At 50.5% G+C, this 16,248-nt stretch carries 10 protein-coding genes; all 10 read left to right on the top strand.

The annotated features are described in order from the left end of the window. Nucleotides 1-150: 150 nt before the first annotated feature. The gene (locus KJS63_RS23070) at nt 151-2,535 is read left to right on the top strand and encodes a polyprenyl synthetase family protein (RefSeq protein ID WP_213621262.1); all 2,385 of its coding nucleotides are present in this window, start codon (nt 151-153) and stop codon (nt 2,533-2,535) included. 175 nt (nt 2,536-2,710) lie between these two features. Next, nucleotides 2,711-4,036 carry a PQQ-binding-like beta-propeller repeat protein gene (locus KJS63_RS23065; RefSeq protein ID WP_213621261.1) on the top strand — a complete coding sequence of 442 codons (1,326 nt, stop codon included), beginning with the start codon at nt 2,711-2,713 and terminating at the stop codon, nt 4,034-4,036. Between the two features lie 351 nt (nt 4,037-4,387). Next, nucleotides 4,388-5,347, top strand: a complete 960-nt coding sequence (locus KJS63_RS23060; protein ID WP_213621260.1) for an AAA family ATPase — start codon at nt 4,388-4,390, stop codon at nt 5,345-5,347. 14 nt (nt 5,348-5,361) lie between these two features. Continuing rightward, entirely contained in the window at nt 5,362-5,991 is a 630-nt protein-coding gene (locus tag KJS63_RS23055; protein WP_213621259.1) for an RNA ligase family protein, read from the top strand. 335 nt (nt 5,992-6,326) lie between these two features. Continuing rightward, nucleotides 6,327-7,124, top strand: coding sequence for a hypothetical protein (locus KJS63_RS23050; RefSeq protein ID WP_213621300.1), 798 nt, complete (start codon nt 6,327-6,329; stop codon nt 7,122-7,124). A gap of 75 nt (nt 7,125-7,199) precedes the next feature. Continuing rightward, nucleotides 7,200-9,458 carry a hypothetical protein gene (locus KJS63_RS23045; protein WP_213621258.1) on the top strand — a complete coding sequence of 753 codons (2,259 nt, stop codon included), beginning with the start codon at nt 7,200-7,202 and terminating at the stop codon, nt 9,456-9,458. Between the two features lie 298 nt (nt 9,459-9,756). After that, nucleotides 9,757-11,139, top strand: a complete 1,383-nt coding sequence (locus KJS63_RS23040) for a HEAT repeat domain-containing protein (RefSeq protein ID WP_213621257.1) — start codon at nt 9,757-9,759, stop codon at nt 11,137-11,139. A gap of 22 nt (nt 11,140-11,161) precedes the next feature. Continuing rightward, the gene (locus KJS63_RS23035) at nt 11,162-12,472 is read left to right on the top strand and encodes a DUF1963 domain-containing protein (RefSeq protein WP_213621256.1); all 1,311 of its coding nucleotides are present in this window, start codon (nt 11,162-11,164) and stop codon (nt 12,470-12,472) included. 113 nt (nt 12,473-12,585) lie between these two features. After that, complete coding sequence (locus KJS63_RS23030) at nt 12,586-14,247, top strand: DUF6138 family protein (RefSeq protein WP_213621255.1); 1,662 nt, start codon at nt 12,586-12,588, stop codon at nt 14,245-14,247. Between the two features lie 408 nt (nt 14,248-14,655). Beyond that, nucleotides 14,656-16,080, top strand: coding sequence for a hypothetical protein (locus tag KJS63_RS23025; protein ID WP_213621254.1), 1,425 nt, complete (start codon nt 14,656-14,658; stop codon nt 16,078-16,080). Nucleotides 16,081-16,248 lie beyond the last annotated feature (168 nt).

Below are 16,248 nucleotides of genomic sequence, written 5' to 3'. Positions count from 1 at the left end.
TCGTAACTAAGAAGAATCTTTCCCGTACTAAGATTTAATATGATTTTGCCTAGTTGAACTTGAATTCGATCATTCCTGCCCATGGGGAAACCTCCATTCCCATATAGCATATAGGTATTACATCTAATAGAAAATGAGGTCATACAGCGTATGAATGTCGATTTTATCGATCATGTCGATAGGGGTTATCAGTTGGCTGAGCAGAAGGCGGCTCAGTACTTTGCATTCCTTTATACACAGGTCATGGAAAAGAATTATGTGCCTACCCTGATGAGAGATATCCAGTTGTGGAAAAGAGACCATATATCTCCCCGTTTATGGGCGGTTGCCTCGAGTTTAAGGAATAAACCGGATTCCCGGGATTACCACAGATATCTAGGTTGGCTTGAGAAGACAGGGCGCTTGGATGATTACCTGGATCGAAGTGTGTCCTATATTTATATGAGGGATTTGGGCCAGGTTTTGGATTCTCCTGATACCCGGATCAGGATCAAGCGTTTAGTTGCTGACATCAAACGTCACCTGGTTCATTCCACCATGGCAAACCAGGGGGACCAGCCAGAGTACATGAGTTTGGCGGGGGCTTACCGCTGGGCACAGAGGGAAGGCATAGAGACTACCGTAATCTGGTTGATTAGCAAGCTTAAGACGGTATCCTCAAACCTACCGAAGGAGCTAGATGCCGAGCAAGCTCAACGCAAGCTGCTGAAGATTATTCTGGGGGTTGTCCTGCATGTCATTGAAGAAATGGGGGATCAAGTGCCGTCTGAAGAACGCTCAAGGCAGCTGGATGAAGCTATCAGGCTGGGCTATTCCTATGGTCTTACCTATCCTTTCATTGATGACCTTCTGGATTCGCAGGTCTTAACCGCCCAAGAGAAAGAGCAATACTCCCTCGTAATCCGCACCACCTTGCTTACCGGATCTGTACCGGATATAGACAAGGAGTGGGCCGGAAATAACGTGGATATGATGCAATACATCCATGCAGAGCTTAAGGAAGCTTTTGAGTATATAAAGTGCCATCAGCGGGCGGAAACCAGGCAGCCCTTTTTTGAACAATCCTATGTGTTTTTTCATTCCCAGGAGCTGGACCGCAAGAAGGATCTGGCGAATGCTAACTACTCGAATGAAGAGCTTTATATACCGATCATTTTAAAATCCTCATCTTCCCGGTTGCTTGCCCGTTCTGTTATCAGTGCCCCTGTAGATGAAGGCTTTGATGATCGGACCTTCTATTATGGCATCTATAACCAACTGGCAGATGATTTTGCGGATATGCTTGACGACATGAGAGACGGTGCGGTAACCCCCTATACCTACTATTTAAAATACCACGATCAGCGGGTGGATCTGATAAATCCCTTTGAATTATACTGGGCGGTCATCTCGCATCTGATTCATAACGTGTACCATTCCGATGCCAAGACCCGTGAGGTTATCCTAAACCGCGCCATCAATGGTCTGAAACGATTTAAAGAACGGATGGGTACTGAGAAATATCATGAAATCATGAACTTGCTTACTCCTGGAAATTCGGAATTTCATCGTCTTATCCAGATGATGGTTCGAAAGGCAGATCACGTGGATTTCTTCGACAAGCTGCTTCGGGACCAGGTGATTGCCACTCTGAGAAACGACCGGAAGGAACAAGAGGACTTCCTGGAGACGGTCAAGATGGCCCAGAATCAGATCAACCGCACCTTGCCGATACCGAAGCATGACGGGATGCCACCGATGAAAGGGCCGCTTATTGATGCGGCTAATTACAGCCTTGAAGGGGATGGGAAGCGTCTGCGGCCTGTATTGATTTGGGTGATGGGTGTGAACGAATATGGACTGGATGGGCCGGCAATCCTGCCGCTTTTGCGATCCATGGAGTATATGCATACGGCATCCTTGATTTTCGACGATTTACCGTCCCAGGATAACGCGTTATTCCGTAGAGGGCGCCCGACCCTGCATCTCGTGAATGATACCGCTACGGCCGAATTAACCGGCTTGTTTCTGATTCAGAAGGCGATTCAGGAACAGGCATCACTTGATCAGTTCAAGGCCAAGACCGTGCTTGCCTTGATGCAGTATTCGGCACAAAAGGCAGAAGATCTGTGTATGGGGCAGATGATGGACCTTAATTCCAGAGGGAAAGCGTTGACATTGGAGCAGTTGAATACGATAAGTTTTTACAAAACCGGCATAGCATTTGAGGCTTCTCTGGTCATGCCTGCTATTCTTGCTGAGGCTAAGGAGGAGGAAATTGCGGGTCTGAAGAAATTCGCCTATCATGCGGGCATTGCTTTTCAGATTAAAGATGATTTGCTTGATCTGGAGGGGGATGCGAACCTGCTGGGGAAGCCTGTGGGCAAGGATGCCGAGAACAACAACTCCACGTTTGTATCCATCCTCGGTCCGGAAGGTGCGGCCAAAGAAATGTGGGAACACTACTGTCTTGCTATGGAAGCGCTGAGGGGAATACCACGCAACATTGCTTTTCTGAAGCATTTATTGAAATATATTATTCACCGGGATCGTTAACTTCGTATAGGTCTTTATGCTTAACTATAAATGGGATAATATTCTCCCGGGGAGCTCACTACCCTGCCATTATTCCCCTTTTTTCTGCATATTTCGTACCTTTCACTTCCTGGCTTTTCCAGTGTATCATGAAGAGATATGTAGAATGTGGCGATATATAAGGAGAATCATTTATATGGACTGGTTGAATAAGGGAATTGCAGAACACTGGCGGACTGAAGGGAAAAGGTACGCATCTGATATTAATGAATACGTGCGCGTCGGCAATGAAACAGGCTGGCCGGAGGACTTGAAGCCGCCGGAGGAGGATCAGCGCAGAAGCATAGCGGGGGACATCTTGCAGATGATTCGCGAAGCTAATCGGTGCGGGGAAACGAAGAAGCTGCGTGAGGAAATTCCGCCGGCTTCTTGGCCGATTACCTCCGAATTTCCCGATAAGCTGCAGCCAGTGAAGCCGCTGGCATTCTTACAGGATGGCAGCTTGCTGGTGCACGCCGTTTCCGGGAGTCCAGGGGGAACGCTCTACAGGGCTCACGTGGGGGACCTGACCGAAATTACCGGAGCGAATTATGCCGGCAGCTCGCGGGACGGCGCGTATGTGGCACTTGTGAATGAACAAGGCATTCGTGTGGTGAAAGGTATGACTGGCGATACGGAAGGGAAGCAGGTCGCTGTTTTTCTCTGGAAGGATGTGCAGGGCAGGCTTAAAGCGGTTCTCCCGGATCTGGAATCTCTGGCCGATGGGGAGAATCCAGAAAGGCACATGGATGAGGTGATTCCTTTTGACGGGGGCAGAAGGGTGCTGCTCGTATGCGGATACGGGATTTATCTGCTAGGCGGCGGTGAGGGTGAGGTAGAGGTTGAACTGCTCCATCCTGAGCTTGCCGACTTGAGAGAGTACGAGAGCGAGGATACGATCGTGGATATGGCACACGGTGACGTATCCCCCGATGGCCGCTGGCTGGCCTACGGTTCGCAGAGCAGTGAACATCAATTGAAGGACCTGCAGAGCGGAGCGGTATATGCTTACGAGCCGGCCTCCAGCTATCCGCACTTTGCCCGTTTCTCGGAGGACAGCCGTGAGGTGTGGTTCAATGCGTGCCACTTTTACAACGGGGCGACCTTTAAGGTGCCTTTGGCGGAGGCCGCGCAAAAGAGAGAGTGGGGCAGCCCGGAGGAGTGGCTGCTGGCCAACGAGGAAATGCGCGTTTATGCGGGAGTAGCTCTGCAGGAAGGTTATATTCTCGGGGACGCCTACGGTTATCTTAAATTCATCGACAAGCAGGGCCAGGAGATCTGGCGTTATTTCGTGGGTAGTACAATCTCGGGCATGACATTAACGGTGGACGAGAAGGTGCTTGCCGTCGGCACTTACGGGGGCATGCTGCATTTACTGGATCTGAAGTGCGGCCAGAAGAGCGAGTACAGCATTGGAACGGCGGCCATTCTGGAAACGGACCGCTGGATGCTGTGGCAGAACCAGGAGCCTCTACGCTGGTAGCGGAGGATGTCTTCGGCCTTCCAAGCTCCCCAAAACAATAAATAGTACATTTAAGCTGGAGACAGCTTGGCAAAGACACGTAAATTTGGCGAAATCAAGCAAACTAAGCCTTATACTCTTAAGAATCGGCGATTTAATGTGTTTAGTCCATTAGTCTGCCGATTTTTGTTTAGGCCGGGGCTCTCTATATAAAATGAACTTTAGAATTTACCGACCCTAGCGGAGAGGACGAGTGATTCTGTAACAGGGGTCGTAAGAACACTCGGCATTGCAGCGCCCGAGAAGTGTAACCTTCGTAAGTTCATATTATATCGTTATTTTATCTGTAGAACCTGAAAGGAGGTGATGAAGATGAGTGCCATTCATATGCTGGCCGGTATCCCGGGCAGCGGCAAGAGCCATTATGCGAAGGAAATCTGTAAACGTGAGCGAGCTGTTCTCGTTGCGACGGATGCCATACGGGAGAAGCTGTTCGGTAGTGAAACCCGGCAGAAGAACACGTACCGGATCTTTGAGGAAGCTTTTGCTGAGATTGAGCGGGCATTGGCTTCCGGAAGAAACGTGGTCTTTGACGCCACGAACGTTGCGCGGGACCGGCGGGTTCAATTTCTGAAGCGGTTTAGGGATGTGTCCGTGGAATGCCATGCCTGTATAACTCCCTATGAAATTGCTAGAGAGCGGGTACAGGCAAGAAAACGGAAGATTGAAGACAAGGTGCTGGAGAAGTACACCAAGAACTTCGAGTTTCCGGTGCTTGCTGAAGGCTTTGACAGCCTCCATATCGTGCATACGCCAGCGGACACTGGAATGGAGCGGGCTGAACTTGAGCAGCTTCTTGCACAGAGGCCGGGTCATGATCAGCTATTTGGTTATCTGAAGAGGTCTCCCTATTTCAATGTGATGCTGGGCTACGACCAGGAGAATCCGTATCATTCCAGAACCTTGTCTGAGCATACACATGCCGTATTAGATTATATCAATGTCCTTTATGAAGGAGAGCATCTGCTTGAGATGCAGCTGGCGGCCCTGTTTCATGATGCCGGCAAGCCATTCTGCAAGGTCTGGAAGCCAAATCGGGGGTATTATTCATATTTCGGACATGAGCATGTTTCCGCCGGAATAGCCTGCCACATGCTGAAGGAGCTGGGGTACGGCGACGACTTTATTTTACATGTGGTGAACATGGTGAGCTTCCACATGGAGATCCTGCATGGAGGAGACGCCGGAGCATCCAAGATCTATCATTTGCTCGGCGATCAACTGCTGGCAGAGCTGTATTTCTTCGCGGAAGCGGACACGTACGCCAAATAGAGGTGATTTAAGTTATGAAAGTTAAATATCCAAAGACGATGCATCTGCCTTGGTCCAGAAGTTATACGGACGATGACCGGATACTTCGGGATACGGACCATTTTGCCGGGAAAGAGGTTGTCATTACCGAGAAAATGGACGGAGAAAATACAACGATGTATCAAGACTTCATTCACGCGAGGTCGCTCGACAGCAAGGACCACTCTTCCCGTCATTATGTGAAGACGCTGCATGGAGGGATTCGTTATTTGATTCCGGAAGGGTATCGGCTGTGTGGGGAAAATGTGTATGCCAAGCACTCCCTGCATTACACGTCTCTGCCTGGTTATTTCATGCTATTCTCGGTATGGGATGACCGAAATATTTGCCTCTCCTGGGATGAGACCACGGCGTGGGCGGAGAAGCTGGGGATTCCGCATGTTCCTGTTCTGTACCGCGGGATATGGAGCGGGGAAGCCGCTAAGACATGTTATACGAAGCAGTCTAAGTGCGGTGGTGAGCAAGAGGGGTATGTGGTACGGCTGGCCTCCGAATTTCCTTATGAGGATTTCAAACGCTCGGTTGCCAAGTTTGTCCGGAAGAACCATGTGCAGACCGATGAGCACTGGCTTAGCAAGCCGATCGAGCCTAACGGGTTAGCTTAAGCGCATTTAGCGGAAAGGCATGTAGGTGAAAGAAGAGAACATAAAGTTAAGGAGAGGGTTATCATGTAATTCGTTTGCGGTTTTCGACAAAGTTCGGCCAACAATCTTGTGATTTTAGAAATTCAAATTTGATAGTTTTCTAGTTATATAGATTTCCCATACATAGAGTTGCGTGAACGAAGCTGATTTCGGATGCCTTCATCGGCAAGGAGAGCAACGAATTAATTATGATTTGGTACATAAGGTATGCGATTTTTGCGAGATTTGAGGATTTAGGGTTGATCTCAGGTTTTTTAGTAGATTAATGATCAGAAATGAGTAGGAGGCAGATGATGATGGACCCAAAGGCTAAGAAAATATTGATGAACACCCATTGGAGCTCCGGCCGCTGGCGGGAGGGAGGCTACATTTGCTCGGACGAGGATTTCCAATATGCCAAAAGCAAGGGAGTCATGTTCGATCCGGTGACGATATCGCATGATGAATGCGTTCGGAGGCTGAGCGAGCTGCACGAGCGGAGTATCACAAAAGATAAGGTGGTGCGCGCATTCCTGCACAGCCTGTCAACACGTAAGGTCTATTGGCGGAGTGCCTTGTCCAGCTACGCGCTGACGCATAATTTACCCATACATAGTTATGCACAGCAGCCGGTCGCTGGGCTGAGTTACACGGTTTGTGGCGATTGCACCGACAGACAACTTATGGCCAAAGAACAATATATCGATGAAAACTTAAACGTGCTTAATTTTGAACGGGTGAAATGGGGAGGCGTGCGCTTAAATTGGCTGATTTATTGCTTGATGGATCTTGAGTTTCTCGCCAGGGAAGAGGATTTCGAGATAAGCCGGGAGGACACGGAGATCTTGAAGAGGATGCTTGAGGCCGTAGAAGCCTGCGGCGATAAAGACGCAGCTAGGCAGCTCGAGAAACGATGGAAGGATGTGTTCGCCTCCAACCAATATGAGCGGGATTTCGTGATGGAAATTTGGGGATATGCCGGACTTCTGCAATCTCAGGACGATTACCGCAAAGAGCGCGGGCGGGGAACAGATTTTATGTCAATGGCCACCTGGCGGGGTGGGGATGGACTGTCCAGGGAACAAGTGGAGTTCTATTTTGGGGACTATTTATGATGATGTGTGCAGGCGGCATGATCTGAGCTAAAGCTGGGAAGGCAGACTCTGCAGGTATGGAAGGGGAGAAGACAGATGAAAACACGTGCGATATCACTCATAAACCTGGTGTTCTTTGTTCCGGCTATCCTGCTTAGCTGGTTTGTATGGAATGATTACAGCCGCTACATGGCGAATATCAATGACCACCTGGCGTCCATGAAAGGGATCTATTTCCTGGATGAGGGGAGAAAGGTGGTAGGGATTTCCGATCAGAAAGATGGAGCCTATTATAGGGCGCATCTGTTCGACGCAAGCACCGGGACATTGTTAAAAGAGACCACAATACGCTCCAGTTTTTACGGGGAGCTTGGTGCTGTATCTTATCAGCAGGGAGGTGTCATCGTACCAACCTATGACAACAGCTTGGGGCTTCAGCTCAATTATTTCCGCCCGTCGGGTGAGATGGATGAGCTAGCCCAGGGTACGCTTCATATTCCGTCTTCGATGAGCTCGGGTGTGTATTCATGGCGTGGAAGATTGATTATTACCGGTGAGACCATCGGCTCGGCTCTGTACATGGCCCAAGTGAAAGGAGGGGAGGTTGGAAAGCTTCTTCTAACTTCGCCGGGCCTGCTTCCGGCGAGACCTGTCCGGGTGACGGATGTACACGGCAGCTTTACGAACGATAAGGCGCTCCCGATTTTTGAGGTGAGCCTGAAAGATGATAGAGCTGCTTTTGTCAGCGGAATTCTGGATAAGAACAACAAGCCTGCCGTGCTGATAAAGAATAAGGATGAGAACACCTTTGATGCGGAGGATCGGGCCGCAGCCCAATTTGCCAAGCATTTTGGCTTTGACAATGCCAAGCTGATTCGAACGGATGGCGATTACCCTGGAAAGGCCAGGTTCTACAACGCCAATGAGAAGAGATGGGGAGCTGCGGTGCCTACGCCTAAGCCGGTATACCAATCCCGGGTTTTCCTGCTGAACGACCAGGAGGTGCTGATTGCCGGATCGACAGCGGAAGATGAATTGAAAGGCACTGTCCTTGGTTATGTGTTCAATCAGAAGACTGGTAAATTTACAGATGTCACCGGGTTCCTCAGCAAGCTTTCGTATGAGGCTCTGAAGAATGACAACATGACTTTTCATAAAGAACTGGATAAGGAGAACCTTTACTTCGTGAATGAAGATCAAGGGGCCGGTTCGTACCAAATGAAAAACCATGACATCAAGATCGTGACGAACAAGCAGGTCGGACTTTGGATGGCTGGGGAAGGCGGAGACCGAATTTCCTGGAGGAGCTTCTGGAACTATGTGAAGCAGGGCGGCGCACTGATCATCAACTGGGTAGTATGGCTGGTCATCCCGCTGTTTATGTTCGTCGGACTAGGTACGATTCCGCGTCTGTTAATGAAAGCAAGAGCACGGAAAATCGCGGAAGGGCAACAGCTTCCAGGGACGATCGTCCGGATGGAGGAGACCGGCCTCCAAGTGAACAACCAGCCTCAGGTAAGGTTTACCGTCCGGTTCGAGGACGACGGACAGATGAAAGAGGTTGAGATCAAGAAGGTGATCTCCTTCTTGAGTGACATCAAGGTTGGGGACCCGGTGATGATCAGCTACAACAAGAGCAAGAACAGAGCTGTATTCGTCACGCAGGAGGATATCCCGGGACCACAGAAGCTGGAAGTGATCAGAAATGCTGAGCTGCGGCGTATCGAACCTTGCGGCAAGGTGAAACGCAGTCAAGTGCTCCAGCTTCATTTCACAGCGAACGGCCGGGACTATATGGTACCGGTCGTGCAGCCTCCCGGATTTGAATACCGTGTAGGAGAGCGGGCTAACCTTGCGTTGATTCAAGGGACGGCGAGAATTCACAGCTATGGGAACGGTGACGGCTTGGCAGGCTCGGAGCAGATCTCGATGCAGGGAGAAGTGCTCAGGGTAGAGGAATACCCGGTCTCGATTGCAGGACGGCAGCTTATGATTCTAGAGATCATGTTGACCGAAGGGCCGCAGCGAATCCGCAAGGTCAACAGCCTCTTCGTGCCGAAAGGTATTCCTGTGCAAGCCGGTGTGGTCATTCCAGTCGTGATGAGACGAGATGACTATGCGAAGGAAGCCCGTCTGCATAAAGGCAAGCAGGGGGCCGCAAAAGTGACTTCGGTACGATTCACTGGAACAATTGGCGAACGGCCGCTGGCTGAGATCACGGTGGAACGAGACGGAACGACTTACCACATCAGCCAGACGATTGAACCGGTATACGGGGTGGAGACTGGCGATGAGTTGTGGATCGCTTATGATGAGAACACGCGGGAAGCAGTGATCGTAAATTATGCTTCGTAGCAAATCGCCTTCTGTGCACTTGTCTAACCGATCTTCAAGCGTGCGCTTCTAATCGGTTCGCAAGTGTGCATGGAGGGACAAAAGCGGAGAGGACGAGTGATTCTGAAGAAGCGGAGCGTCCGCCTTTGTCTCCGAAATGCCCCTACTTTGATCTATTTCAAGGATTTCGGGGACAACAGTGGTCGTAAGAACACTCGGCATCGCAGCGCCTAAAAGGGTAACTTTCATAAGTTCATTTTATATACATAAAAATATTTGGACGCTAAATGCGGGAACGTGAGCAGGGGGAAAAGAATGTATGTATGAGGAACAGCTAAACCGGATTCGCCGGAAGCTCGAGCTGGCGGCTGAGGCCGACCCGGATTATCAAGTATTCGGGGCAAGATCACACCGCTATAAGATGAAGGAACCGCTTCAGCCAGCTGAGCTGCGGCAGTTCGAGCAGACACATGGAGTTACTCTGCCTGAAGATTATGCGGCTTTTCTAACCGGGATTGGAAACGGTGGAGCCGGGCCTTATTATGGTATCCATCCGCTCGGTAAGAAGCAATCTATGGAGCTTGACGGGATTGCACAGCCTTCTCACCTGCACCCCAAGGTGGGACCGAGCGGGGCTGGAGGCCACTCAGAGCTTCACGAGACCAATCTCGACTCCTTGAGTGACGAGGAATATGATCAATACGAAGCCCGCATGTTCCAAGGCTTGCTAAATATCGGTGAGCAGGGCTGCACCTACGAGACAATGCTGGTTGTTACGGGGGAACACCGGGGGAAGGTGGTTTATTTGGATGTGGATAGCTACAGGTCCTTTTTTACCTATGAACAGAACTTCCTGGATTGGTATGAGCGGTGGCTCGATGAGACGATTGCCAGCTATGACAGCTCCTGGTTCGGCTTACGCCGGGGAGGCAACGAACGGGAATTAGGGAGCCTGTATTCATCCACGGCGGATGAACATGTTAGGATCGAGGCGCTGCAGGGCATGCTCAAACTGCCGGAGATTACCGATGAGACGGCCGCATTTTTGGAAGAACAGTGCCGGGAAGAATCTGGCGAAGTAAGTCAGTGGGCGCTGCAGGTTCTGGCCAAGATGCGATTCGATCAGGCCGATCCGCTGCTTCGGCAGAATCTGAACGGACAAGACAACGATGCCCGTCTGTTGGCCCTTCAGCTCATTAAATGGTACATGCCGCAGGGGGATCAGCGTTTTGCTGAGGAGATCGTTCCCTTGCTTCCGCTCGAAACGAACATAGAAGCATTCCGCTTTATGACTTATATATTGGATGATGCCGGAGTGGATCTGCTTCAGCTTATGCTGCCGTTGTTCAACCATCCTCTTGCGGGGTTTCGTATACAGGCCATCTATCAGGCTGGAAAATCAACAAACAAAGCGGATGCTCTTCCCTATTTCACCAAGGCTCTGGAAGACCCGGATATCGGGGTGAAGCGTATCGCCATACAGGCTTTATCGAATGTGCCGGAACCCGCACTGCTTGAGGTGTATGAGCGGCTGCTGCGGCAGCACAAGACGGATGATGATTATATCCGCTCTAATATAAGCCGGAGGCTGCAAGAGTTTGATTTTGCTTCAATGGACGAAGTGGAGCGGGCGGTGCCAGCATCCTTGTTCCAGGTGAGAGGCATGCTCAGAGCCAGCCTGGAGCCTTATCGGAGGAAGTAGAAATAACGGAGGTGGCACGACGATGACAGAACGGATTCCTTGCGAAACGGCAGGCTGCAAGTCAACCATCCTGCCCGCCACCGCCGCCAAAACAGGCGGCTACTGCATGCCCTGCCATCAGGAGCAGGAGCGTCAGAAGAGACAGGCTTATATTGAACAGCATCGCAGAACGGTGAACTTATATGAGGGCCTCACCGATCCGGTGGAAATCTTGAAAATCATGCATGTCAAGGCACCGTATGACCCGCTGGTTCAATATGTTCCATACCCGCTAAGCAAGGAGCACCTGTATGTGGGTCTAACAGCCGAACAGGCGGTGAAAATGCAGGAGTATGCCGTGGAGCATTTGGCTGAAGGGGACAAGGACACCGCCGAGAATATATTGTTATCGCTGGTTTGCTACCGGAATGATAACATTGCTGGGGTCCTGCCGGACCTTATGGAACATGGGATATATTATCCCGTTATATTGTACAAGGACGCACCTTCGGGAATGCGGGACCGCCTGCTTAGACAAGTGGATTGGGATGAAGAGAACCGCAATGATATCCTGCTGATCCTAGGTTGGATCGGGGACCCGCGGGTGGTCGAGGCGTTTCGGAAATGGCGGAGAAGTCCGCCGGAGTGGACGAAGCAGCTGTATGCTGCTCCTGAGAGTTACGCTCTATACGGAGGTTGGGAACTTACCCCGGACGGAGAGCGGCGCGATTTGGTTCACAACCTGAACTATGCGATAGAAATCACGAAAGAGCTGAAGGACACTAATGCTGAGGGAGCGGGAGCAGAATCAGGGGATCAGTTCCTGACCCCTAGTGCCTCTGCTTGTCCATGGTGTGGTGGGAAGCTGACCCTCCTGATGGACGTAAATACTTCCCACCCGTCCTTGGCGTATCTCAGCCTTCCACAGGATCGCCTGCGGGTTCAGACCTGTGTGCGCTGCGGGTGCTTCGGCACCGTGTATATGGAGTTGGATAGCCTTGGCGCACCGATATGGAGCCGGTATAACCAGAAGCCGGATTATTTGCCGGCCTTTGACCTGGCAGCGGACAGCAGCGAGGGGATCGGTGAGGTGAGGGGGACTTTGGCTCTGTCGCCAGCGCCGCGCTCGCCGTACTATGCCGCAGAGTGGGCTCTATCCCAGCACGACTCCCAAATTGGGGGCCACCCGGGCTGGGTTCAGGATGCAGAGTACCCGAAATGTCCCTGCTGCGCCAAGCATATGCGCTTCATTGCCCAGGTTGACTGGGCCGACTTCGGCGATGGGGAGGGCATTTTCTATATGTTCCTGTGTATTGAGAATATGCTGACTGCAACGGTGTACCAACAAAGCTAGCTCCCCCCGAAAATTTAATTATAACGGTGGGTTTGGGCAGCGGCTTAAGAAATACTTCGTGTGAAATTGGATGTGATTTTCGAATGAACATTTCTGATTAGGAGGGGTTGCTGTTGAGTCAGGCTGTGGAAGCTTTTCTAGATGAGGTATGGGATGAAATCAAGTCGATTTACGCCAGGGAACATCAAAGAGGTGAAGTCAAGAACCGGAGCAGACTCCAAGCCGGAATGAAGGATTATCTGCGGGTAGCCTGGAGAAAAGGCAAGTTCAATTGGGGACAGGGGAAAATCCACATTGACATTTATGAACCATTCTCCTGGAGCGACAGCTCCTATCAGATCGAGGCGGGTTCTTACATCGTCGAATTGACCGATGAACAGCTCACGGAAGAGTTCTTCCCGGCACTATGCGGGCGTATGGATGAGTTGTTCCATTCGGAGGAATACGGCCCCCAATTTTTCGATTACCGGTTTAACATCGTGTTTGAATTCGAACGGGAGCAGTCTGTGCTCACACTTCACCGCAAATTGGTAAATGAATCCAAACTGACTGAGCTTCGGAAAGCACTGGACCAATTTATAAAGTCAAAGATATGGTCTGAATTGCCGGTGCTGCCGGGTGACCATGACCTGTTCTTCTTCGCCAACCTTTTGGTCAATCCCGACCTGATGAAGCAGGAGGAGCAGGAGATTGATCCATTGATTCGCCAGTTATTGGGCAAAATGCAGAAATTCCCGAAACGCAGAGACGAGTGGATCCGGCAATATACTTCAGCTTTTAAACACTGGGCGCAGGAGCATTTCCTGCCGCGGTATTTTGAACCGACCGGAAGTTATGGACAGGAGTGGGTGATTAAGGAGGGGACGGATCTTGCTGCTGTAGATTCCAGAGACCTGGATTTCTTTCTGTATGCGGCTCTGCAGGTCGGCTCCTCCGACCCGGATACCCGGCAGAAATACCTGGAGCTTGCGATTCAATTGGGCTCTGACCAAGCTCAGGCTTATCTGAACACGGGCAGCGGGAAATTCGTCAGCGCTTATCGTGGGGAGCGGATGGAAGGCAAGAACAATGATGTGACGAAGACGATTGAAATACGCATCCTGTCCGAAGAGGAGCAGGCTTACAGTGAGGCGCTGGATTATATCATCGGCTTGCTGCAGCAGGGGTTCCCCAAAGGCTATCAATTAAAACTGAAGAGCAGCCAGAAGCATTTCTTGCCCGTAAAGAAGCTGGCGAAGTCCAAGCTGCACCAGTTTTTTGCCAATGCACTGAGCTATCCTGATCTGTACCCTAAGCTTGCCGAATATGCCGATGCCGTTATGGAGGAGTTCGCGTGGTATGAAGACGTGGAGCCGAGCGAGAAATCAGTCATGCCGGGCACTTATGCCGTTATGGGCCTTGGCTTGTACAGTGAATCTTATTTCCCACTGGTCTGCCGTTATATGGAATTGGTTGATACTGAGCATCAAATGGTACAGGATGGCTACGCTGAGGCGTTTATTGAGGCACATGACGTTCAAGCGGAGCATATGCCTGTGATTGTGTCGATCTTACTTGGCGGCAATGAGGAAGGCAGACAGGTCAAGAACATCACTATCGATCGTCCGGAGCTTGCGGAGGCGCTGATCCAGGCGCTGAAGGGCAAGAAGGACCATGAGATAGAACTGGTGCTCTGCCGGATCTTCGGAAACCCGAAGAAGCTGGCCGGAGCGGTCCGGGCAGCCCAGCCGCCGCTCAGGGAGGGACTTGAGCAGCTGCTTGCGCTTTGGGGATAGGTTAATTCTATTTTCTGACTTTTATAGCAACCGTTATTTTAGCCCTTTACGATTGGAAGCATAATTCCTAACCTGTATGGTAGTTCTATTCACTATCAGGATAAATCGTCAGATATTTGGCTGCAGGATTCCTTCTATTTCTTCGCGGACTTATTTGGATGGAGGATTCTTCATTCATCTAAAGGTTCATGGCGTTCAACGTCATGGGCCTTTTCTTTTTCCGCCAATGACTCCCCATAATTCCAGTATCAAAAAGTATCCTACCTTACAAAAATGATCGGATCATACAAAAAAGTGCGTACTATTCAAGCGTTAGGGAGCCTGCTAACCTAATATACAGAACGATTGATCCGGAATTCGCTGGATGGTACGGTCGTTTTAAAAAAATCATAGATGAGGTGCGAAGATATGCAGGAATATCAACTTACTTTGAAAGATAAGCGAATCGTATGGGGGAGGGCTGTCGATATCGAGTCTCTAGTTGGCAAATATTCTGGCGACTCTCTTAGACGGGGTGTGAATACGGACTTGGATTGGAATCTGCCTGCTGGTGTATATCGGGCAAAAGAGGTCGTTATGGAGCTCGATAAGATGCTCGAGGCCATGCTGATCCAGCTTGGCGAACCGGTGAACGGTGATCCGACGGTGCTCTTGGACAGCCTTCAAGCCAATTTGGCGATTTCAGGACGCATGTCATCTTTGCCACTAGGGCCATTAGCTCTTGAGGATAAAGCTGGCTCCGAGATTACGGCTCAGGCGGTGCGCATCGGCGAGCAGTTGGTAAGCTGGGCCCGGGAAATTAATTCCGGGAAAAAGGCGCTCGCTGAGTATGGGCCGGAAACGCTCGGAAAGCTGGAGTTTCGCAGCCACTGTTATGGTCACCCCTTGATCCCGGAAGCCGTTGCTCAGGTATGGGGTCCCTACGGCGGTCCAAAGATCATGCAGATTTATAATGAATATCTGCACCAATTCGTTCTGCTGCGGGATGCCTTGCTTCCGTTCGCCAACTGGGAGGAAGTTCCGTTTGAAGTCAAGGAACACAAGGGTTTCAAAGGACTGCGCTTTCTGGAGCCGGCCCGGGAGATCTTTTTAACACAATTGCTCGGGAAAAATTTAACGCATAAATCGATTATCCGATATGCGCAAAGTGTGGTCAGCTCAGGTCTGACTGAAGCCGGTTACGGCTTCCAATATCATCTGGGAACCGTCTTGCCAGCGGGCTTGGGAGAGTCGGCCCGAACGTCGGCGCGCTATCTGCTGAAGTGGCATCCTGTACAAACCATAACGGCAGATGAAACGCAAGATTTGGCTGCTGTCTCCTTTGATTATGAATATGAGGATTATTATGCCGCGCCGCGTAATGAAGCTGGGAAGGGCACACCGGCGGGCGAGTATGGACTTCCTATTTCCGGGGAGCATTACGATGAACCATCCATCGCTCGGTTGCTGCCAAATACAGGCAACGGCCGAACGACCCTGCGGTTCAATCTGGAAATGAAAGGTAACGAGATTACGGTAGATCTCGGTCAGATTTTTAGGGGACATCGGTTTTTATATCGTCCGTATGGAAACGACAATGCCGACGCTGCAGTTGCGAAGCGGGAATCCCTCAGCTGGCACCTTGCGGCAGACATTTTCTCGCATTCCGGGTTGGTGACTAATACCGATGGCATTCATTTTATTTCAACGGGCAGAAATGAACTTGTATTATGGGCGTTGCTCGGCAAACTGTATCCTGAAAATGTGGTGTTATTGGACAAAGGGGATCATAAGGAGCTGGGGGCCGCTTATGTTTCCGGCAAAGGGTTCGGAACGCAATTTTTAGTGCTGTAAATCTTTACACCAAACGAGATTCACTGTCCATTTAGATAGGAGTGGGAGAGAACCCTCTGTATCCATCAATGTCGGGATTGCCGTGGGATATATGTTTTTGGGAGGGTTTGTCACGACGAACATGGAGCTCGTTGATCTTTCCTGGTCCGGGGGAATTGTGGCTGTCTT

It is taken from the genome of Paenibacillus sp. J22TS3 (genome assembly GCF_018403205.1).
Classification (GTDB): Bacteria; Bacillota; Bacilli; order Paenibacillales; family Paenibacillaceae; genus Fontibacillus; species Fontibacillus tuaregi.
Note: the sequence above shows the minus strand (reverse complement) of the source record. Positions and strands in the feature narration are given on the sequence as shown.

Excerpts from the sequence above, each read along its gene's own strand:
- KJS63_RS23070 (WP_213621262.1), top strand. The coding sequence starts at position 151 with ATGAATGTCGATTTTATCGATCATGTCGATAGGGGTTATCAGTTGGCT.
- KJS63_RS23065 (WP_213621261.1), top strand. The coding sequence starts at position 2,711 with ATGGACTGGTTGAATAAGGGAATTGCAGAACACTGGCGGACTGAAGGG.
- KJS63_RS23060 (WP_213621260.1), top strand. The coding sequence starts at position 4,388 with ATGAGTGCCATTCATATGCTGGCCGGTATCCCGGGCAGCGGCAAGAGC.
- KJS63_RS23055 (WP_213621259.1), top strand. The coding sequence starts at position 5,362 with ATGAAAGTTAAATATCCAAAGACGATGCATCTGCCTTGGTCCAGAAGT.
- KJS63_RS23050 (WP_213621300.1), top strand. The coding sequence starts at position 6,327 with ATGGACCCAAAGGCTAAGAAAATATTGATGAACACCCATTGGAGCTCC.
- KJS63_RS23045 (WP_213621258.1), top strand. The coding sequence starts at position 7,200 with ATGAAAACACGTGCGATATCACTCATAAACCTGGTGTTCTTTGTTCCG.
- KJS63_RS23040 (WP_213621257.1), top strand. The coding sequence starts at position 9,757 with ATGTATGAGGAACAGCTAAACCGGATTCGCCGGAAGCTCGAGCTGGCG.
- KJS63_RS23035 (WP_213621256.1), top strand. The coding sequence starts at position 11,162 with ATGACAGAACGGATTCCTTGCGAAACGGCAGGCTGCAAGTCAACCATC.
- KJS63_RS23025 (WP_213621254.1), top strand. The coding sequence starts at position 14,656 with ATGCAGGAATATCAACTTACTTTGAAAGATAAGCGAATCGTATGGGGG.